Origin of the sequence: Parahoeflea olei, from assembly GCF_001703635.1 — a bacterium.
Lineage (GTDB): Bacteria > Pseudomonadota > Alphaproteobacteria > Rhizobiales > Rhizobiaceae > Hoeflea > Hoeflea olei.
Genome location: NZ_LQZT01000023.1, coordinates 184460 through 204398 on the forward strand (window position 1 = coordinate 184460; position 19939 = coordinate 204398).

Consider the following 19939-nt stretch of genomic DNA (forward strand, 5'->3'; position numbering starts at 1 on the left):
ACTAGCCAGACTCGCCACCGGACGTTCGGTGTCCCTGCTGACCGATGACCTTCGGAAATTTTCCGGCACGCTCACCGAAAGGGTGAAGGGCAAGCGCATTCTCGCGATCGGCGCGGCCGGCTCCATCGGTTCGTCGACCGTGGAGGTGCTTGCAGGCTTTGAACCCGCATCGCTGCATGTCGTCGATCACAACGAGAACGAGTTGGCAGAACTCGTGCGGACGCTGCGTTCGCGCGAACAGGCGCTCGCGGTCGCGGATTTCCGCACGCTGCCGCTCGACTACGGCTCGCCTGCGATGCGGCTGCTGCTGCATGAAGAGGGCCCCTACGACATCGTCCTCAATTTTGCGGCCATCAAGCATGTCCGCTCGGAGAAGGATGTCTTCTCCATGCTGCAGATGTTCGACACCAACTTCCTCAAGCAGTCGCAGCTGCTGCGCTGGCTTGGCGAAACCGGCTTTACCGGGCGCTTCTTCTCGGTCTCGACCGACAAGGCCGCGAATCCGAGTTCCTTCATGGGCGCGAGCAAGCGGCTGATGGAACACGTCATGTTCAGCGGCGAGGCGGCCGAAGGGCTGAAGGCGACCATTACCTCGGCGCGGTTTGCGAATGTGGCCTTTTCCAACGGCTCGCTGCTGCAGAGCTTCGAGCGACGGCTGCAGCAGGGACAGCCGCTCGCCGCGCCGCGCGACACCCGTCGCTATTTCGTCTCGCTCGAGGAATCCGGCCAGCTCTGCGCGCTGGCCTCGGTCTGCGGCCCGGACCAGCACATCATGGTGCCGAAACTCGATCCCGACGAGCACCTGCTGCCGCTCGAGAACATGGCCCGGAGCTTCCTCGAAGCCATGGGCTACACGCCCGAGATCATGACCGAAGAGGCCGAGGCGCGGGCCTCGGTGGCACGGCTGAGAGCCGAGGGGCGCTGGCCGCTGCTGCTCACGCCGCTCGATACCGCCGGCGAGAAACCCTACGAGGAATTCGTTGCCGAAGGCGAGACCGCGCTGGACGTGGGGTTCGGCGAGTTGATGGCGATTGCCTACAAGCCGGCCGAAAAGGGCCTGGTCTCGGCGCTCATCAAGGATGTCGAGGCGATCTTCCGCGACACCGCAAGTCTTGCGCGGCCGCCCAGTCTGGACAAGGATCGGCTCAAGACCCTGGTTGCCCGCATCGAACCGTCGTTCCTGACGACCCACAAATACAGCGATAAAACGCTCGATCTCAGAGTATGAGCCGATGATCCCCTTAGCCGTCCCGAACCTTGCCGGTCGAGAAGCAGAATATCTCCAGGAATGCATCACCTCGACCTTCGTGTCGACGGTCGGCCCGTTCGTGGGGCGTTTCGAGAAAATGGTTGCGGAGGCCTCCGGCGCGAAGCACGCGGTCGCCACCTCTGCCGGAACCACGGCCCTGCATGCGGCCCTGGTGGCCTCGGGCGTGGGACACGGCGACCTCGTCATCGCGCCGTCCTTCACCTTCATCGCCTCGGTGGCGGCGATCGCCCATTGCGGCGCGCAACCCTGGCTGTTCGACGTGGCAGCCCATAGCTGGACCCTCGATCCGGATCTGCTCGCCGCCGCGCTCGAGAGCGAGACGGAGCGGCACGACGATGGCAGCCTGCGCCACAGGCCGACCGGCAAGCGGGTCGCGGCCATTCTGCCTGTCTACACGCTGGGAATCCCGGCGGACATGGATCCGATCGTCGCGCTCGGCGCGCGCTACGGCCTGCCGGTCGTCGCCGATGCCGCCGCCGCGCTCGGCACCAGCTACAAGAACCGGCCCTCGGGATCGCTGGGCGCCGATTTCACCATGTTCTCCTTCAACGGCAACAAGACCGTGACCGCCGGCGGCGGCGGGATCATCGTCACCGATGACGACGCCAAGGCCAAGCTGTTCCGCCACCTCACCACCACCGCCCGCGTGGGCGCGGACTACGACCACGACATGGTCGGGTTCAACTACCGCATGACCAATCTCCAGGCGGCGGTCGGCTGTGCGCAGATGGAAAACCTCGATCAGTTTCTCGAGGCCAAGCGGCGCATCGCCATCGCCTATCGCGATGCCTTTGCCGGCCTCGACATGGTCGAGCCGTTCCCCGACCCTGATTACGTCCGCAATGGCCACTGGTTCTCGGGCGTTGTGCTGAGACGGGACTATGCCCGGCATCTGCCTGATGTCCGCGCGCGCCTGCGCGAGGCGGGCATCGATGCCCGACCGTTCTGGAAGCCTGCGCATCTGCAGCCGCCCTATGCCACCGCGCCCGTGACCGCGATGCCGGTCAGCGACGACATCTGGGCGAGGGTGCTGACATTGCCCTGCTCCACGGGGCTGACCGCTTCGGATCAGGCGCGCGTCATCGATGTCACGCGGGATGAAATCGCGAAACTGTGAGCGTGACCGCGGCGGGGGGCGGCGCGGGTTTCACGACATGCGCGGCAGCCGGTACCCCTGCCGGTGGGTCGATTTCGAACGGCGCCCACGGGGTTCCCTTAGCTCGATCAGCGCCGCCCGGAGCCGGTCCTGGAACTTGCCGTCCATCAGGCCCCAGCGGCCGGCATCTTCCTCCGCGATACTGCGCATCCTGTCGAACTCGCCCGGCTCGAGCAGGGTTTCGATTTCCTTCCGGAACGCGTCGATGCCGGTGACCTCGGTGCACCCCCTGGCGGCGCTGAAGTCCCCGTAGTCATATCGGTATGTGTCGTAATTGATCACCGGAATTGCCAGCGCCAGGGCCCAGCGAATGGTGGTCGAAATGCAGGCGAGGTAGAGATCGGAAACCGGCAGGATGGCGTCGAGCGGTTCGCTGGCGATGTGCACCCGTTCTTGCGCGTACCGGCGCAATTCGATCTCTGGGGTGCGCGGATGCCTGACGACCAGCACATTGGCGCGGTCGGAGACGGCTTCCAGAACCGCAAACCAGTTCCGGCACAGCTCATCGTAGGAGTTGAACTCGAACCCCTCGGTGGCCGCCGAATACTGGTCCGGAGGAAAGCCGCAGACGATCAGCGGTTTGTCGCCGTCGAGCCGGTATTTGTCCATCAGTTCGGCGCGGCGCTCCTCCCTCTCAAGTGAAATCGCGTGCAACTGGTCTTCGATCGCACCGCCGACCACCTTGAGTTTCTCGGGACGGAAGCCGAGATCCTCGTAGTGTTTCTGCGATGACTGGCTTTCGAGGAGGATCGCGCTGCAATATCCGGAATTGAGAATCCACGGCTGCGGGCAGCGCTGGCCGCGGATCCACCGCGAGACGATCGCGGAGCCGGGCAGTCGCAGCAACTCCTTGCCGTCATAGTCGAGAACCCACTGCGGCGCGAGGTAGCGGATGAGCCGGCCGGCCGGCGTCGCAGCCGAATGATGCGGATTGTTGAAGTAATAGCGCGCCGGTTCCGCCGGATTGGGAATGTAGTCCGGCAGGATCACATAGGGAATCCTGCGCTTGCGGGCGCCGTGCGACACCAGTCCCGTCAGCCCTTCGGCATTGTCCTCAAGCAGCACGATCAGGTCCGGCTTGCGGGCAAACAGCCGTTTGTCGAGGTTGCGTTGCCAGTGATACTCGGACGACAGCGCATACAGGAAAGACGGTTGCCGCAGATTGCGCAAGGCGCGGGTAACTTGACCGGAAGCCCAGGTCCGCGATCTCGCCGGCAACCGTCGGACGATGGCGGCTGCGGAGACATACGCCGCCCGCGTCCGGCAGTACAGTCGGGAAAGAGGGGCTGCGGGGTTCAGCCGCCGCGCCGCCTGCGCCCGCTGGCGCAGTCCGGAGACGACCGTCGTGTATCGCAGTCGCTGGCGCGCGGGCCGGGTTCGTTCAAGAAGTCCGGAGTAATAGCCCAAGGGGTTCACCCGCCGGCGCAGCGATCCCGCGCGCGCGCGCAGTCTGGTGACATAGGCAGCCTGTCGCCACCGTTCACGCGCCGGGCGCGTCCGGTCGCGCAGTTCGGCATAGGCCGCCGTTTGCCGCAACCGCTGGCGCGCGGGGCGTGTCCGGTCGCGCAGGCTCGTGTAAAATGCCGTCTGTGTCAGCCGCAGGCGCACCGGTCGCCTGGATATGCGCGGCGCCGGAAAGGTTGCGGCCTGCCTCAGCCGCCGCGCGGCCGAACGGGCCAAGGGATAAAGGCGCCCCTGCACGTGCCGACGATAAAGCTCCGTGAGCTTCATGATGCCGGCATAGGGCAGATAGAAGACGGCCCCCACGAATTTCGCGGCGAGCCAGGCCGGCTTGCGGATCGCCGCAAGGGCTGCCTTGTACTTCCAGCCGGCGGTCTCATCGGCCTCGGCGTCGATCACGTCATCGGCTTCCGACGCATCGTCGATGCCGACCTCGACCGCCCGGACCCTGACGTCGGGGACACCCGCCATGGCGCTGGTGACGACGTCCACGTATCTCCGCTGGTGCGCCGCATTCAGGAAGATGATGATGGTGGTCGTCATCCGTTCACTGCTTTTTCACTCGGACCGGCCATCTCCCGGTAGAAACCGTTTTCCGTCAGGAGGGTGTCGTGATCTCCGGACGCCACCACCCGGCCGTCCCGCAAGACCAGCACGCGATCGGCGCCCCGGATCGTCTTCGGCCTATGCGCGATGGCGATGATGGTGTGCTTCTCGCTGTGCAGCCGGGAGATGCTCTCGGCGATGCGGTGTTCGGTTTCCGCATCGAGCTGGCTGGTCACCTCGTCGAGAAGGATGACCGGAGTCCGGTGATAGAAGGCGCGGGCCAGCGCAAGCCGCTGGCGTTCGCCGCCCGAGAGGTTCGAGCCGAATTCTCCCAGCGACGAATCGAGCCCGTCCGGCATGCGGCGGACGAAATCGGCGGCCACGGCGTTCTCGAGGGCGTCCCAGATCCGTGCGTCGTCGGGCTCGCCGATCTTGCCGAAGTGGATGTTCTCGCGGACGGTCGCATTGAAGATCGGCACATCCTGGCTGACGATGCAAAGCTGGTTCCACCAGGACCGGATCTGCAACTCGTTGAGCGGATGTCCGCTGATCGTGATCTCCCCCTGGTCCGGCCGGCGCAGCCGCGAAAGCAGGTGGAAGATGGTCGACTTGCCGGAGCCGGAGGGGCCGACGATGGCGAGAAACTCTCCGGGCCGGACGGTGAAATCCAGGTCCTTCACGCCGGATTGCGAGCCCGGATAGGCGAAGGAGACATCCCTGAAGGTGATTTCCTGAGCCGCGCGTTGAAGCTCGGTCTCGCCATCCACATCCTTGTTGCGCGCCGCTTCCCTGAGGAAGAAATCCATCTGGCGGACCGGATCGGCATGGATGGAAAAATGCATGCGTGCGATATGGGCCACACTGAAGGGGCCGAGCATGCGCGCCGAGGCGACCAGGAACAGCAGCAACACGCCGAGCAGCGCCTGCGCCTCATCGGGGCTCGCGAAGCTTGCCATCAGCACGAGCCCGCAGACCAGCACGCCGGACAGCGTCGCGAAGAACGGGTAGGTCGCATTCTGCACCGCGATCGTCTGCGTCTGCACGCCGCGCAGCCGCTCCAGCAGCTTGTTGATGCGCGTCAGAAACGTGTCGGTGGCGTTGAAGATCCTGATGGTCCGCTTGTTGTTGACCGCCTCGAAATAGGCCTGGGTGAACTCGCGCTGCGAGTCCGTCATTTCCCGGTCGAGACGATTGGCGAGGGGGCCTGTCAGGCTCTTGAACAGGACCGAGCCGATGATGACGAAGCCGGCGAGGCCCATCAGCGCGGACGGCGTGATGGCGATGAACAGGCCGAGCATGATGGCGATCGTGATCACGGCGGCGGTGCCCTGGATCAGGAAGCGGAGCGCCAGCCCGGCGCGCGCCGGGAAGGACGCGGTGTAATTGCCGATATCGCCCGTCGAAATGCTCTCGGCAAAGGTCAGGTTGCTTTCCATGATCGCCGCGAATGCGCGCATTCTCAGGTCCCGTTCGAGACGCAGGGGCAGCAGGTAGATCATCACCTCGGTAAAGTACTGCACGGCGGATTTGATCAGGATGATGCCGAGCAGGATGCAGGCCACCCAGCGGAGCCTGACTTCGGGCGGAAACGGCATCAGCAATTGCCCGACCGAATCCAGCACCGGAACGCCCGCGAAGATGCTGTCGGAGGAGAAGGACTGAAGCAGCGGCACGATGAGCATGATGGAAAAGCTCTCGGTCGCCGCATTGATGATTGCCAGAAGGATGTAGCTGACGACGAACAGCCAGTGCCCTTCGGCAAGCTTCAGGGTCAGCAGGACAACCGCGAGGGTCCCGCGAAGGGATGCAAGCCAGACGGATGCCCTGTTGCGAAATCGTCTTGCGGCATGGCCGAGCATTTACCTGTCCATCATAAATGTTTCATTGACCGGCAAACCCGGATGACGAGATGCGGACCAATGGTGTTGCGCTCTGCCCGGGGCCGCACCTTTACATGGTCTGCCAAGCGACTTCCAGCGCGGATTGAACATTGCCGGCCTTCCGGACTGCGGCGTGTGGCGTCGGCATGCGCCGGCCGTGCGCCTGTGGCCGGGCGATCACGCGGCTCTGGCGCCTCGACGGGCCGGGCCTGGCCTACGGGTTGAGCCACGCCGCCGTCTGCTCGAGGGATGCGGCATCCTGGTCGAGCCCGGCGATCTCGGTCAGTGCCGATCCCGGTGCCCGCAAGCGAAACTCCATTCCGTGTGCGCGCGCATCGGCAACCGCATCGCGCCAGCGTTCCGTGCTCGCCGGCGTGTTGCTGGAAAAGCCGGCGGGGATGTAGTCCGCCCGGAAGTGATTGACTGCGGGGCCGCCCTCCCTCAGCTGGTAGCGGGCGTCGGTTCCCATCAGCAGCACGCGGCGGTGGCCCATGCTCCACAGCAGTTGCAGGCTCGAGGCGCCGACATTGCCGTAATCGGCGATCCGGCCATCGCGGAGGCCGAAATCCGTCGTGGCGGGATCGACGAACACCACCCGCGGGTCCGATCGTGCCGCTTCGGCCTGCGCGCACCGGCGGTGCAGCCAGATCCGCTCGAGCCCGTCAAAGGCCAGGATCTCGTCCACGTCATTGACCACCAGCGCCGCCGTGGCGGCATTGGTGCAGGCGTAGTAACGCGGCGTGAAGCCCCAGTCGCGCCAAGCGATGAAGGAGCGGTTGAACGCGATCGCCGGAACTCCGCCCAGGGCGCGGAGTTCATCGACATTCAGGCTCGGCCCGCTGCCGATCAGCACGGCGCCGGGCGTCATCAGGCAATCGGCAGCGCCAGATCGGCCGGCAGCTGTTCCTTGCGCAGGTCGACGGTGGCGCCACCGCGCGCATTCGACACATGCGCTGCGATCAGCAGCTTCATGGCCAGCAGCCCGTCACGCCCGCTCGGGAAATTCTCGCCCTTGAGAAGGCTTTCGAGCACCGCCCGCGTCGGCGCCACCGCATCGGCGGGCGTGATGGTGCGCGCGCCCTTGTCGTAGGGCATGCCGTAGCGGGTGGTCGGCTGCTCGCGATGCTCGGCATGGCGTGCGACATAGTGCATCGAGCCGTCGAGTTCGTCGATGGTGATGCGGCCGTTGCGGCAATTGTAGGTCACCTGCATGCCGTGGCCCTGGTCGGAATCGCAATCCATGTAGAAACGCTTGCCCGAAGCCGTCTGCAGCCGCACGCTGCCGGCTGCGTCCTTGAACTGCGGCCCGCGCGGATTGGGCAGGTTCTCGTCGGAGAACCAGGCGCTGACCAGCACCGGCTCTTCATCCGTCATGTAGCGGAACATCTCGAAATAATGGGTGCCGTTCATCGCCATGCCGAAATTGCCGGCGCTGACGATGATGCTGCCGATGCCGCCGAATTCGGCCGAGGCGGACATTTCCTTGGGAATGGTATACTGTTCCATCGACCGCATCTGGTGGTTGATGGCGAGATCGACCCCGGCCGCGTCGCAGGCCTCGACCATCTCCTGGCATTCCTTGAGGCTCACCGCCATCGGCTTTTCGCACAGGATCTTCTTTGCGCCATTGCCGGCGGCCTTGATCACCAGGTCGCGGTGGCTGGGCGCGGTCGTGGCGATCACCAGCAATTCGGGCCTGATCTTTTCGATCAGCTCCTCGCCTGAGGCGAACTGGCGTTCGGGCGCGATGTCATGCTCCTTGCCCGCGGTTGCGCAGGCCTCGGCATTCAGGTCGGCGACCGCGGTGATGTCGAGGCCGCATTGGCGAAGCACGGTCGCCTGCCGCATCCCCATGCGTCCAAGTCCGATGAGAGCTGTTTTCATGAAATTGTCCGGATTCGTGATCGGTTGCTGTTGAGAGCGGGATAAAGCCTGCGGTGGTTGCCGTCAAACCCCTAATCCCCGCAGGGCGGCGTCGATGACCTTCCCCCATTCGGACCAGCGGTCGAGCAGGGTGGTGAATTTCGTCCGCTCTGCGACCCAGGCCGGATTTTCGGGAGCCTTCGAAAACTCCAGGATGGCGAGCGCATGATAGCAGCGGCACAGTCCCACATCGACGAGGCCGGAGGCGCTGGTGACGCCGCCTGCCTCGTCCCGGCGCGCATAGCCCGCGAGCAGCGCCCGCACCTTTTCCTCGCCCGGTTCCGGCGAAAGGCAGAATCGCTCCAGGCTTCCGGCGATATCGACCAGCGGAGACGAGCCGGTTGCGACCGCGTCCTCGAAATCGATGAAGGCAACCACCTTGGAGCCGGAAAATAGCACGTTTCCGCGGTGGATGTCGTTGTGGGCGATCTGGCTTTCGCCGCGGGCGAAGGCTTCGCCGGCACCCCCAAGCGCCCGGCGGTAGTCATCGGCAAAGCTGGCTTGTGCAACCCGTCCGAGCCGGTCCTGCCAGAGGTCGAGAAGATGCCTGCGGGGAGCGAAGTCCGGCGGCAGGGCTCGCATCCTGCCATGCAGCAGCGCCAGTGCCTCGCCCAGGCTGGTCAATCCGGCCAGGCTCCCGTCATAAAAAGCCGGCGCGACCCAGGGGTAGAGGAACAGGCTGAGCCCGTCCTGGCGGAAGGACTGGATCCGTTCGGCGGCGAGCGTGGCGGCGCCGAGCCTGTGAAGCTGCGAGGACAGGGCCGCCGCCTGCCGCTCGCGCTCGGCGCGTTCCCCGGCCTTCACCTTCGCGAACAGCTGCCGGCCATCGGCCAGCGTCAGCCGGTAGTAGCCGGTCCTGGCGTCGGGACGCCCGTCCTCGGCCCTTTCGGCCCCGGCAATGGCAAGATCGGGCAGGGCCTGGCTCACCCACTCGCCCTCGATCGCTGTAAACCGCAACGGGATCGGGTCGTGGCCCGGATGGATCGGCGCCTGGAAGCCGGTGTCAGACGTCATCGTCTTGCAGCGGCTGGCCGGCCGGCACGAACCGCTTCACCGGCTGGCCATCAAGGCGGTCCCAGTGCTCGCAGCCGATGCCGAGCGGGGGGAAGGCAAACCGCACATTGGCGCGCGTGATCGGCGTGCCCGCCGCAAGGTCGGTTGCCGCCACCACGCACATCCGGTCCGGCGGCAGCGGTCGGTCGGCGGGCAGCACCCGTTCGCGCGCGCCCAGCGCCTCGTGATAGAGCCGGATCTTTTCGAGCACGGTTCCGACCTGGGAAATCGGCAACGCATGGGCGATGTCGATGTCGCTTCCGGTTCCGTCGAGGCAGACACCCTTTTCTATGACGTCGGCGCCGCGCGCGGCAGCGAGCAGCATCATGTCGATGCCCACGAAATGATCCGACAGCCCGTCGAAGCAGTCGTGGTCCTCGCCGAGCGCCGTCATCATGTTGAGGTTGAAGGCGCTTGCCGGGGCAGGCGGGCCCGGCGGGCTGTGCTGGACGATCAGCACGGTCACGCCCGCCTGACGGGCCCAGCCCACGGCGCGGGCTATTTCCGCCGTCGTCGACCGCCCGGTGTCGATGATCAGCGGCAGCCCCGTCGAGGCCGCGTCCCGGATCAGCGGCGCATGGGTGATGTTGCTGCTCGGGATCTTGACCGCAGCGCAACCGAGCTCGGTCGCCAGAGCGATTCCCGGATCGTCATAGACGCTCAGGATCAGATCGAGGCCTTTGTCCCGGGCACCCGAATAGATCCGCCGCAGCGTGTCGAGCGGCACCACGTGGCGATCGACGATCGCGCGGTAGTTTTCCGTCCGCAGGCCTTCCCCGGAGACGTAATAGGCGGTGTCTCCGCCCGGCAGGCAGGTTTCCGGATCGTGCAGCAGCGCGCCTTTCAGCGTGGTCACGCCCAACGAGGCCAGTGCATCGACCAGCCGGCGGGCACCCTCCGTATCGTCCTTGAAATAGACGTCGATGTCGGGGAGAAACAGCGGCAGTTCTCCCGCGCCGATAAACTGGCTTCCGATTTTTTGCCTTGGCCTGGTGCTCATCGTTCAGTTCGGTCTTCCGGAGTGAGTGTCAGTGTCAGCAATTCGAGATTGAGCGGCATGATGCCGTTGCGAAACCCGCGCTCGCCGGAACTGCCGGTTTCGGTCCAGGAGCGGATAGGGTCGTCTTGCGGCGCGAGATCGAAGGGCAGGACGAATTTTTCGAAGGTATGCGCCTCTACTCGCGGCTGCTTGGCGAGAAACGCCGCTATGCTGGCTTTGGAGAACAGGTTGTAGCCCGGATGCCAGTCGTCCTCGAATCGCTCCGCATATCGCCAGTGAATCCGCGCATCGACCGGATAATCGTTGAACAGGCCGGTGACGAAGACCCGCCCGCCGCCGCGGGCTACCCGGATGCATTCGGCAAAGGATGGCCGAAAATCCTCGAAAATGCTGTGCGTTCCCGTCAGAAACACGGCGTCGAATGCTCCGTTCGGCAAGTCCTCCATGGCGTTGGCATCGCCGTGGTGCAGTCTGAGGCCCTTGCCGGTGCCGATCCGGACCAGTTCCGGATCATATTCGAGGCCCTCGCAGCGGGCATCCGGAAACCGGCTCGCGGCATATCTGAGAAAGTCGCCGGTCGCCGCACCCACGTCCAGAATCCGCGCGGGCGGGGTGCCGCTGGCGGCAAGCCGGTCGCACAGCCAGACGAACATGTGCTTGGGCTGGGCCGCTTCCGGTCCGCTGTAGACCTCGGTTCTCTTGTAGTCGGACACCACGCGTCTAATCCTGTGTCTTGCGGAACAGCGACAGCACCCGCTGCGCGATGCTGCGCTGTTGGCTTGATTTGCCGGGCTTTGTTGCCCTTTCGGCGTGCCGTTGCCGAAGATCCTGCAACGTTTGCCAAAGTCGCACGAAATTGCGGCCGTCCATCATGCCCCATTCGCCGCTGCAGGCGCTGACTTCCATGGCGGCGCGGTGATAGCTTTCGGGCGTGGCCAGAATATCGCCGAGCCGTTGCAGCGCCTGGTTAAGTTCGGGGGTGGTAAAGACGGCCGGCGCGGTATCGTAGGTCGGCTGATCGAACCTATACATATCATAGTTGAGGACTGGCTTCTTCGCCATCAGTGCCCAACGGATCGTGCTGGAGACTACGGTGACGAAAACATCCGTCCTGGCGATCAGCCGCAACAGCCAGTCGTCCGAAACGCCGTCGGCCAGATCGGCAACGGTTTGCCGGGTCGCCTGATCCGCCGCCGGGTGCACCGAAACGGTGATATGGGCATTGGGATGCGCGGCCCTGCAGCCCTTGAGCAACCGCTCCAAGGTTTCCTGATAGGTCGCGAATTCCGCCTTCCGCTCGCGGTGATAGCTCGGCGGCAGGGCAATCAGGATGCGCGGCTTTTCGGCATCGATCAGGCTTGCGGTCTCATAGGCCTTCATCAACGCCGGATCCGAGGCGGTTTCGTCATAGACGGCGTCCGCGTAGCACGAGCCGGTCATGATGAGCTTTCTGGCCGGGACGTTCTCGCGGCGATAAATGCGCTCCATGGCTTCCGATTCGACAAGCAGCGCGTCGGCCGAGCCGCCATGCACCACCCAGGGCTCCGGCAGATCCAGGCCGACGGCGATGCGGGCAAGCACGAATTCGGCGGGAAACAGCGTGATCGGGCCATATTCGGTGGGCAGGATCCACTTCGGAGCATATTTGCGCAGCGCCTTGCCGGTCGGGTCGTCGGGCACCAGGTTGAGGGTCTTCTCCGCAGCCCGGTTTTCGATATGCATCCGGTAGTCGCGCATCTCGCCGATGCCGAAAGGCATTTCGACAACGAGAATACCAAGCTCCTGCGCCACCGCGATCAGAGCCGCACAGCCGCCAGGCCCGTCTTCACAGACGATGACCGTGTCGATCGCGTTCTCCAGGAGCAATTTCCGGCATGCCGCCTTCTGGCGCAGGAGAATGTCGCAATAGGATTCGTTGAGCGGGATCTTGCTTTTGTAGATCTCGAATTCCGATCTGCCGCGCTCGTCATCGAGTTCGGAAGATGTTACGGCGCCGCTGTGTTCAGCCAGGACCTCAAGCCGGCTGGAAATACGCTCGGTTGTAACGCGAAGTGTTGTGTTCACTTCAGGCGTGTCATTGAAAGACAGGAACAGACGGGGAGTGCGCTCCGGCATCCGTCGCGCGAATTCCTCAAATATCCGGATCTGGGAGACGGAGTAGACACAGAAAAGAAACATTCGTTGCACGCCACCCAAAACTCGTCGGACACTTGGATTGCCACCATGGCGGCAGGCCACTTGATGCTGTAGATCTAACAGCTATTCACACGGAACGCTGCCCTTCAGGCCTATTCACAACCATAGTTATCGGATGCATACGCGAAAAACCATAATTTTCTCGGCGCGGGATGCGGCGGCGGCGCTCTATGCGGCGCCGATTATCGAGCTGGCCCTGGGCGATGACCGCTTCCGTGTGGTGGTGGTCGCGCAGGAACCGGCCTTGAGCATCTTGCGCCGTCGTTCGATCACCTCCATCGCGGTGGAGCTGCCGGCGGCCGAGAGCGCAGGCGACCTCAACGCGGCCGCCCTGCTCAGCCAGGCCGAGCTCATTCTGCAGCGCGAGCAGCCCGATGTGGTGATTGCCGGTCTGTCGTCGCCCGGCCAAGGCGGCATCGACGAGGCGTTGTTGCAGATGCGCTCGTGCACGGGTTTCCTGTTGCAGGATTTCTGGGGCGAATGGAACGGGTTCTTCGGTCGGAAGCCCGACCTGTTTCTTGTGCTGGACGAGGCGGCCGCGGCCCTGACGAGACAGGCGCATGGCATTGACTGCGTCGTCGTGGGCTCGACCCGGCATGCCGATTATGCCGCACTGGAGATGCTGAAGACACGGCAAACCGCCCGCACGCGGATCGGCGCATCCGGCCGGCCGCTGATCGGATGGTTCGGGCAGGCGCTGCACGATGTGCCCGGCTATTCCAGGTCGATGGCCGCCTGGTCGCGGGCGGTGCGCGACTTCCCGGTCGAGGTGGATGTCGTCTACAAGCCGCATCCGCGCGAAAGCGCAGACCAGCGGCAGCGCACGCTTGAGCTGATGCGCGCCTGTCTGCCGGAGGTCCATTTCCTTGAGGCATGGCCGATCGAGGATTCGCTCCTGTTGTGCGACTGTGTCTGTGCGGTCATGTCCAACTGCCTCTACGATGCGGCCTATCTCAATTTTCATTCGCCCGCGCCGCTGGTCACGCCGGTCGCGATGCTGCATTCCGCCGAATTGCATGCGGATCTTTCCTCCAAAATCGCCTTCGAGGCTCTTCCCTATATCGCGCTCGGCCTGGCCAAGGTGGCCTTGCCCGGCAGTGATCTGGGCGGCCAGCTCTTCTCCGCCATGAGCGAAGAGGGCAAACGCGACTGCTGGCAGGCCGCCAGACGCAATCTCGCCGATCCCTCCCGGGCCGCCGCCCATATTCTCGATCTCGTGCGTTCTCATGGCGGCGGGTCCTAGAGTGACTGCGGTCTCGAAAATTGGCTCAGTGCAGAGCGAGCCAATGCATCACAGTTCGGCCACGAGCTCGAAGATCCCGCCAACCATCCCGGTCCCGCCATTGTAGACCCCGAAGGTCGATGCGGTGTTGGCCGAGCTGGAGGTGAGCCGGCTGGTTCCGGCCTCTCCTGCGGAGATCATATTCCCCAGTCGCGTTGCGACGGGGATAAAGGCCATCGGTGGGGTGATCGGCAGACTGTAGGTCTGGGTTCCGCCGCCGGTGCCAGTCGACAGGGAGAAGGCCAGGATGCGGTAGTAGCGCTGGCACAGGAACAGTTCCTCGCCCGGCCGGCGCGAGCGCCAGGGGCTTGCGGCAGGCGCGTGTTCCAGTTTGACCTTGGCGAAATTGACGCTGCCCGAGGCGGCCGACAGCGACAGGGCGAGGTTGCCGGTGTCGCCGGGGCCGAGCGTCAGTCGCACCTGCCGCCGCCCGCCTCCGGCGGCAATGAGGCCGCTGGCGCTGCCGAGCTCGACGGCAATGGCGCCGGTGGGGCTTTCGACTGACACCACCACGGTTGCCCCGGCGAGGTCGGGGGCCTCGATGACCTGGCGGATCTTCCCCGCCGCCAGTGCCAGGCGCCCGCCCGAAAGCGTGAGGCTGGTGGCGCCGACGGCCTTCCAGCGGTCATAGCCGAAACTGCCGTCGGCGAGCGCCCCGCCGCCGAAATTGCGCTGATTGATCGAGAAATCGCCGTTGATCAGGTAGTCGCCGCCCACCGCGCCCGATGTCGCCGGAAACGCCACCTGGCCCGAAACCGTGTCGATGATCATGGCGTCGCCAAAGCTGCTGCCGTCGGCGCTGTGGCGCAGGCGCAACGCCTGATCCCCGGTCAGGCCGATTTCCGCGGCTGCGGAGAAGCCGGTCTGGAACAAGACCGAGGCGGTGCCGGTGGGTGAGCTCCGGTTGATCTTCAGCCGGTGATCGGCGGTCTCGCTGGTAAACAGCGAGGCGTCCGCGGCGACGGCGAACCGGGTCGTCGTGTCCGCGACCGCATTGACCCCGAGCCGTGACGGCGAGCTGTCGCCGCCGCCCAGGCCCTGCCAGCCCGTGCCGGTCCAGATCAGGGCTGCGGATTCGCTTTCCAGATAGGCGAACCACCCGGCGCGCGGCGTGCGAAACATCCAGTGCCCGTCGCTGAAGGTCGCGACCCGCCCTTCCTGCCCGGCAAAGCCGCCGGTGGCCCCGTCCGGGACGAAATAGGAGGCCTGGTCTTCGGGATCCGGCGGCGGTGCGAGCTGGGTTCTGCTTTTCAGGCTCAGATGCACGAGCGCATCGAGCGCCATCAGCGCTTCGTTGTGGGTGACGTGCTTCTGGGCCTGGGACGCGGCAAGAAGCGGCAGGTCGAGCTTGGGTGTGGCGGTCATGGCGGTCTCCGGTGGGTTTACCGGCGCCATTGTCCCATGCGGTCGGGCGGTGTGGACGGTCAGTGGGTTTCCGGCCAGCCGAAGTGATGATGCGCGACGAAGCCGGCAATGGCGAAATCAAGCGGGGTGTCGATGTCGAAATTGCATTCGTCGGGCATCAGCCAGAAGCCGGTTTTTTCTGTCAAAGCAGGCATTTCGGCAATGATCGGCTCGCGCCTCCAGGCATAGATCGAGCCGTTGAGTTCATAGCAGGCCGGAAGGTCCTGGCGGCGGCCGTAGCGTCCGTCCCGGGGCTTGGAAAGTTCCACACGCCCGTCCGCGGTTTCCTCCACCAGGGTGTAGTAGGGCGAGGCCTTGGCGTGGCTGACCGATACCACATTGTAGAGCTCCGGCCGGTCGTTGAGGGTGCGGGCGGCGCCGGGAATGTCGGCCGGCGTCCTCAGCGGCGATGTCGGTTGCAGGTCGAACAGCATCTCCATCTCCTGTCCGGCCTCCGCCTCCGCCATTGCCAGCGCGTGGCGCAGCACCGGCGGCTTGCTGATCGTGTCGGTGGCGAGCTCCGCCGGACGGTCGATCAGCAGGTTGGCTCCCGCTTCCCGCCCGACCGCAAGATAGCGGGCGCTGTCGCTGGTCACGGCGATGATGTCGAAGATGCCCGACTCCATCGCCTGGGCAACGGTGTGGGCCAGCAGGGGCTTGCCGGCAAACATCTTGATGTTCTTGTCCGGGAGACCTTTTGACCCCGCCCGGGCGGCCACGACACACATCTTCATATGCGGTTTTCCTCGCCAGAAAGCTCGTTTTTCCCCTGTATCAGCCGGTTGCAAGCGGAATGCGCGGCCTTTGATTGACACGGGGGATAGGCTGCTTTAGGCCGGCTTAAAGGATATATCCAGCCCATTTCCGAGAGTTTTACCATGCAGGACCGAAGAAATTGTCGCGTTGCCTTTGTCGGCGCCGGAGGCATGATCGCCGAACACGCCAAGGCCTTCGAAGGGCTCGATGGCGTCGAGTTCGTGGCGATCTGCAACCGCACCCGGGACAAGGCCGAGGCGATCGCCGCCCGGCACGGCATTGCCGCCGTCTTCGACGATCTCGATGACATGCTGGACACCGCCAAGCCGGACCTGGTGGTCATGGCCGTCTACGAACCGGCCATTCACGACGTCGCCGCCAGGATTCTCGAACGCCCCGTTGCCCTGTTCATGGAGAAGCCGATCGGCCTCGATCTGGCGGAAGCCCGCGCAGTGCATGCGCTGGCACGCCAGAAGGGACGGCAGGTCTGGGTCGGCCTCAACCGCCGCACCCTCGGCTCCACCCAGGCGGCGCTGGCCGACCTTGCCGAGAACGCAGGTCCGCGGTTCATCGAGGTGCAGGACCAGCAGAGCCTCGAGACCGCGCGGGTCATCGGTCACGCCGAAACGGTGGTTCAGAACTGGATGTACGCCAACTCGATCCACCTGGTCGACTATCTCGTGGCCTTCGGGCGCGGGGAGGTCAGCGACGTCACCGTGTTGCAGCCCTGGAATGCCGAAGACCCGGGCGTGGTGCTGGCGCATGTCCGCTTCTCCTCCGGCGACACCGGCGTCTACCGCGGCATCTGGAATGGCCCCGGGCCCTGGGCCTGTACCGTGTCGGCGCCGCACCGGCGCTGGGAAATGCGGCCGCTTGAGCGGGCGGTGTTTCAGAATGCCGGCGAACGCAGCCTCAACGAGGTCGCAGCCACGGAGGCCGACCAAAGCTACAAGCCCGGCTTCCGGCTTCAGGCCGAGCGGGTCCTCGGTGCCTGGCAGGGGCGCGACACCGGTGCGGCGACGATAGACGACGCTCTGCGGAGCACCGAACTCGTCGCCCGCATTTACGGTCTTTCCGATCGCTGACGTCATGGAGCGATCACGCATCTGCATCGCGACCGGAACCAGGGCCGATTACGGTCTTCTCTACTGGTTGATGCGTGATTTGCGGGATCATCCGCGGTTCAAACTTCAGATCATCGCCTCCGCCATGCATCTGGCGCCGCAATTCGGCGAAACCATCCGCTTCATCCGGGACGACGGATTCGAGATCGATGCCACGGTGCCGTGCCTCGACGAGGACGACAGCGATGCCGGCATGGGGCGCGCCTATGTCCGTGCAACCGACGGATTTCTCGCGGCGCTCGAGCGCTTGAAGCCCGACCTGCTGCTTGTGCTCGGCGACCGGTTCGAGGCGCTTGCCGCGGCGACGGCGGCGACCTTCCTGCACATCCCGGTGGCGCATGCCCATGGCGGCGAAGTCACGCTCGGCGCCGTCGACGAGGTGTTCCGGCATGCGATCACGAAGATGGCGCATCTGCATTTCACCGCCGCCGAAGACTATCGCCAGCGGGTCATCCAGATGGGGGAGGCGCCCGAACGGACCTTCAATGTCGGCGCGATCGGGCTCGACAATTTTCTGCGGCTGGAGCTGCCTCCCAGGCGAGAGCTGATGCGCGATCTTGGATTGCCCGAAGATGCGGACTATGCGCTCGTCACCTACCATCCGGCGACCATGGAAAAGGGCGGGCCGCTGGCCGGCCTCGAAGCGCTGCTCCAGGCCTTCGAAGCGTTTCCTGATCTCAAGCTGGTGATCACCAAGGCCAATGCCGATCCCGGCGGGCGCCGCATCAACGAACGGCTCGAAGGCTACCAGGCGGAGCGCCCGGAGCGGGTGCGGCTGGTCTCCTCGCTTGGCCAGCTGCGCTATCTCGCCGCGATGAAGCATGCGGCGATGGTGATCGGCAACTCGTCCTCGGGCATCATTGAGGCGCCGGCCGTCGACGTTCCGACGGTCAATATCGGTTCGCGGCAGGAGGGGCGCCTGCGGGCGCGCAGCATCATCGATGTCCCCGAGACCGCCGATGCCATCGGGGCCGGAATTGCCAGGGCGCTCGACCCCGCGTTCCGCAAGGACCTCAAGGATGCCGAGCCGCCCTATGGCCGGCCCGGCAATGCCACGGGCAGGATTGTTTCTGTGCTGGAGACGGGGCAGTTCGGATCGCTGGGGCGCAAGCCGTTTTGCGATCTGCCGGGCGTGCCCCGGAAAGGGTAAGGGTCGGGATCATGTCAGCCACGGATGAGAGCGGCGCGGCTTCCGGGACAACGCCGCAGCATGCCTTGCCGGGGCTTCTGGTCCTGGGCGGCGGCGGTCATGGCCGGGTGGTGGCCGAGGCGGCCTTTCTCAGCGGCCGGTTCTCGCGGCTATTGGTGGTCGATCCCCAGGCTGCGGCCGGCTGGAGCTTTCCGATCTGTCCCTGCGTCGCCGATGAAACCGGGATCGCGGCAGAGCCGGCGGACTGGCGGTTCATCGCCGCGGTGGGCGACCCGGCCCTGCGCAGGCGGCTTTTCGAGGCCTATCTGCACAAGGGGTTCGCGCCGGCCTCGGTTCTGCATCCCGCCGCGATCGTCAGCCCGTCGGCGCAGGTCGGCCGTGGAGTCGTGGTCTGCGCCGGAGCGGTGGTCGCCACTCTCGCCAGGCTGGGCGATGGTGTTATAGTCAACCACGCCGCCGTGGTCGAACATGATGGCGAGGTCGGCGCATTTGCCCATCTCGCTCCCGGAGCAGTGCTGGCCGGCGGCGCTTCTCTCGGCGACGGTTCGTTCCTCGGATCGAACGCCAGCATTCGCCACGGCATGCGCGTCGGCCCCGGCGTGGTGATCGGCAACGGCGCCGCGGTGGTGGCCGATCTGCCGGAGCCGGGAACCTATGGTGGGACGCCGGCGCGTCCCTTGAACAAGACCACACGGCCCAGGGAGTCAAAATGAGCGCGAAGAGATGCTTTGTCATCGCCGAAATCGGAGTGAACCACAACGGGGATCTCGATATCGCCCGCCGGCTCATCGACGTGGCGGCGGATGCCGGCGCTGATGCGGCCAAGTTCCAGACCTTCCGGGCCGATGACCTGATCGTCGAGGGAACGGAGGCGGTTGCCTATCAGAAGAAGAACGATGCGGAGCTCGACCAGTACAGGCTGCTCAAGTCGCTCGAACTGAGTTTCGACGATCACAAGGAACTGGTGGCCCATTGCGAGGCGCGCGGCATCGAGTTCATGTCGACGGGCTTCGACGAGGCTTCGCTGCGGTTTCTGATCGATCTCGGGATCCGGCGAATCAAGATCCCGTCGGGAGAGATCACCAACACGCCCCTGGTCGAGGTGGCGGCCGAGGCGCGGCTGCCGATCGTGCTGTCGACCGGCATGGCCACGCTGGAAGAGGTGGCCGAGTGCGTGCGCAGCATCCGGCAGGTCTGGCAGGGGCTCGGCCACGAGGGCGATCTGGTGGTGCTGCATTGCACCTCCGCCTATCCGACGCCGCTCGAAGAGGTCAATCTCGCCGCCATGACCACCATGGCCGAGGCGCTTGGGGAAGCGGTCGGCTATTCGGACCATACCGCCGGCATCGAGGTCGCGCCGATCGCGGTCGCGGCCGGCGCGCAGCTGGTCGAGAAGCACATCACGCTCGACCGCACCATGGAGGGGCCGGATCATTCCGCCTCGCTGGAGCCCGGCGAACTCAGGGCCATGATCGAGGGGATCCGCCGCGCCGAACTCATTCGCGGTGACGGCGTCAAGGCGCCGCGTCCGGTCGAGATGGAAACCCGCGCGCTGGTCAGGAAAGGCCTGAAATTCGGACGCGCCCTGCCGGAGGGCCATGTCATTGGAGCCGGCGATCTGGTGCCGCTGAGGCCCGAGACCGGTTTGCCGCCGGCCCGTCTCAAGGGTCTCATCGGCAAGAGGCTCGCGCGCAGCGTTGTTGCATTCGCGCCTGTGGAGGACGCCGATATGGCCTGA

Annotated in this window: 17 protein-coding genes; 7 read left to right on the forward strand and 10 right to left on the reverse strand. The window is 65.2% G+C overall.

Annotated features, from left to right (window positions below):
- Positions 1–28 precede the first annotated feature (28 nt).
- Entirely contained in the window at positions 29–1228 is a 1200-nt protein-coding gene (locus AWJ14_RS13750) for a polysaccharide biosynthesis protein (RefSeq protein WP_245304280.1), read from the forward strand.
- 4 nt (positions 1229–1232) lie between these two features.
- The gene (locus tag AWJ14_RS13755) at positions 1233–2387 is read left to right on the forward strand and encodes a DegT/DnrJ/EryC1/StrS family aminotransferase (RefSeq protein ID WP_066180177.1); all 1155 of its coding nucleotides are present in this window, start codon (positions 1233–1235) and stop codon (positions 2385–2387) included.
- Positions 2388–2417: 30 nt separating this feature from the next.
- On the opposite strand, the gene AWJ14_RS13760 is transcribed toward AWJ14_RS13755, so the two are convergent.
- From AWJ14_RS13760 to AWJ14_RS13795, 8 genes are all read right to left on the reverse strand, one after another.
- Positions 2418–4286 (reverse strand): hypothetical protein, encoded by a 1869-nt coding sequence (locus AWJ14_RS13760; RefSeq protein WP_139112653.1) that lies wholly within the window; start codon positions 4284–4286, stop codon positions 2418–2420.
- A 140-nt stretch (positions 4287–4426) separates the two neighbouring features.
- Positions 4427–6292 (reverse strand): ABC transporter ATP-binding protein, encoded by a 1866-nt coding sequence (locus AWJ14_RS13765; RefSeq protein WP_066180180.1) that lies wholly within the window; start codon positions 6290–6292, stop codon positions 4427–4429.
- 235 nt (positions 6293–6527) lie between these two features.
- Complete coding sequence (locus AWJ14_RS13770) at positions 6528–7181, reverse strand: hypothetical protein (protein ID WP_066180182.1); 654 nt, start codon at positions 7179–7181, stop codon at positions 6528–6530.
- Complete coding sequence (locus AWJ14_RS13775) at positions 7181–8197, reverse strand: Gfo/Idh/MocA family protein (protein WP_083220264.1); 1017 nt, start codon at positions 8195–8197, stop codon at positions 7181–7183. The genes AWJ14_RS13770 and AWJ14_RS13775 overlap by 1 nt, the downstream gene beginning before the upstream one ends.
- A gap of 63 nt (positions 8198–8260) precedes the next feature.
- Positions 8261–9250, reverse strand: coding sequence for a phosphotransferase enzyme family protein (locus AWJ14_RS13780; RefSeq protein ID WP_066180186.1), 990 nt, complete (start codon positions 9248–9250; stop codon positions 8261–8263).
- A complete protein-coding gene (locus AWJ14_RS13785) occupies positions 9240–10289 on the reverse strand; it encodes an N-acetylneuraminate synthase family protein (protein ID WP_066180188.1) in 1050 nt (349 codons plus the stop codon). The genes AWJ14_RS13780 and AWJ14_RS13785 overlap by 11 nt, the downstream gene beginning before the upstream one ends.
- Positions 10286–11005: a class I SAM-dependent methyltransferase gene (locus AWJ14_RS13790; RefSeq protein WP_066180190.1), complete on the reverse strand. Its 720-nt coding sequence runs from the start codon at positions 11003–11005 to the stop codon at positions 10286–10288. Before AWJ14_RS13790 ends, AWJ14_RS13785 begins: the two co-directional genes overlap by 4 nt.
- A 4-nt stretch (positions 11006–11009) precedes the next feature.
- The gene (locus tag AWJ14_RS13795) at positions 11010–12404 is read right to left on the reverse strand and encodes a CDP-glycerol glycerophosphotransferase family protein (protein WP_066180192.1); all 1395 of its coding nucleotides are present in this window, start codon (positions 12402–12404) and stop codon (positions 11010–11012) included.
- A gap of 196 nt (positions 12405–12600) precedes the next feature.
- On the opposite strand from AWJ14_RS13795, the gene AWJ14_RS13800 reads away from it, so the two are divergent.
- Complete coding sequence (locus tag AWJ14_RS13800) at positions 12601–13728, forward strand: hypothetical protein (RefSeq protein ID WP_066180194.1); 1128 nt, start codon at positions 12601–12603, stop codon at positions 13726–13728.
- A 48-nt stretch (positions 13729–13776) separates the two neighbouring features.
- Here AWJ14_RS13800 and AWJ14_RS13805 read toward each other — a convergent pair whose 3' ends face one another.
- Positions 13777–15132, reverse strand: coding sequence for a DUF2793 domain-containing protein (locus AWJ14_RS13805; protein WP_066180197.1), 1356 nt, complete (start codon positions 15130–15132; stop codon positions 13777–13779).
- A 59-nt stretch (positions 15133–15191) separates the two neighbouring features.
- Positions 15192–15905: an acylneuraminate cytidylyltransferase family protein gene (locus AWJ14_RS13810; RefSeq protein ID WP_066180199.1), complete on the reverse strand. Its 714-nt coding sequence runs from the start codon at positions 15903–15905 to the stop codon at positions 15192–15194.
- Between the two features lie 144 nt (positions 15906–16049).
- Here AWJ14_RS13810 and AWJ14_RS13815 point away from each other — a divergent pair, with 144 nt between their 5' ends.
- Genes AWJ14_RS13815 through AWJ14_RS13830 form a run of 4 tightly spaced genes read left to right on the forward strand, consistent with a single transcriptional unit; the run spans position 16050 to position 19939 of the window.
- Positions 16050–17012: a Gfo/Idh/MocA family protein gene (locus AWJ14_RS13815; RefSeq protein WP_066180201.1), complete on the forward strand. Its 963-nt coding sequence runs from the start codon at positions 16050–16052 to the stop codon at positions 17010–17012.
- A 4-nt stretch (positions 17013–17016) separates the two neighbouring features.
- Entirely contained in the window at positions 17017–18201 is a 1185-nt protein-coding gene (neuC, locus tag AWJ14_RS13820; protein ID WP_066180203.1) for a UDP-N-acetylglucosamine 2-epimerase, read from the forward strand.
- A gap of 11 nt (positions 18202–18212) precedes the next feature.
- The gene (locus AWJ14_RS13825; protein WP_083220266.1) at positions 18213–18914 is read left to right on the forward strand and encodes a NeuD/PglB/VioB family sugar acetyltransferase; all 702 of its coding nucleotides are present in this window, start codon (positions 18213–18215) and stop codon (positions 18912–18914) included.
- On the forward strand, positions 18911–19939 hold the full coding sequence (locus tag AWJ14_RS13830; RefSeq protein WP_066180205.1) for an N-acetylneuraminate synthase family protein: 1029 nt from the start codon (positions 18911–18913) through the stop codon (positions 19937–19939). Before AWJ14_RS13825 ends, AWJ14_RS13830 begins: the two co-directional genes overlap by 4 nt.

Bases quoted from the DNA above. Each gene is read 5' to 3' on its own strand.
- AWJ14_RS13785 (WP_066180188.1), bottom strand. From the start codon at position 10,289: ATGAGCACCAGGCCAAGGCAAAAAATCGGAAGCCAGTTTATCGGCGCG.
- AWJ14_RS13825 (WP_083220266.1), top strand. From the start codon at position 18,213: ATGTCAGCCACGGATGAGAGCGGCGCGGCTTCCGGGACAACGCCGCAG.
- AWJ14_RS13780 (WP_066180186.1), bottom strand. From the start codon at position 9,250: ATGACGTCTGACACCGGCTTCCAGGCGCCGATCCATCCGGGCCACGAC.
- AWJ14_RS13815 (WP_066180201.1), top strand. From the start codon at position 16,050: ATGCAGGACCGAAGAAATTGTCGCGTTGCCTTTGTCGGCGCCGGAGGC.
- AWJ14_RS13810 (WP_066180199.1), bottom strand. From the start codon at position 15,905: ATGAAGATGTGTGTCGTGGCCGCCCGGGCGGGGTCAAAAGGTCTCCCG.
- AWJ14_RS13800 (WP_066180194.1), top strand. From the start codon at position 12,601: ATGCATACGCGAAAAACCATAATTTTCTCGGCGCGGGATGCGGCGGCG.
- AWJ14_RS13765 (WP_066180180.1), bottom strand. From the start codon at position 6,292: ATGCTCGGCCATGCCGCAAGACGATTTCGCAACAGGGCATCCGTCTGG.
- neuC (WP_066180203.1), top strand. From the start codon at position 17,017: ATGGAGCGATCACGCATCTGCATCGCGACCGGAACCAGGGCCGATTAC.
- AWJ14_RS13795 (WP_066180192.1), bottom strand. From the start codon at position 12,404: ATGCCGGAGCGCACTCCCCGTCTGTTCCTGTCTTTCAATGACACGCCT.
- AWJ14_RS13775 (WP_083220264.1), bottom strand. From the start codon at position 8,197: ATGAAAACAGCTCTCATCGGACTTGGACGCATGGGGATGCGGCAGGCG.
- AWJ14_RS13755 (WP_066180177.1), top strand. From the start codon at position 1,233: ATGATCCCCTTAGCCGTCCCGAACCTTGCCGGTCGAGAAGCAGAATAT.
- AWJ14_RS13770 (WP_066180182.1), bottom strand. From the start codon at position 7,181: ATGACGCCCGGCGCCGTGCTGATCGGCAGCGGGCCGAGCCTGAATGTC.
- AWJ14_RS13805 (WP_066180197.1), bottom strand. From the start codon at position 15,132: ATGACCGCCACACCCAAGCTCGACCTGCCGCTTCTTGCCGCGTCCCAG.
- AWJ14_RS13830 (WP_066180205.1), top strand. From the start codon at position 18,911: ATGAGCGCGAAGAGATGCTTTGTCATCGCCGAAATCGGAGTGAACCAC.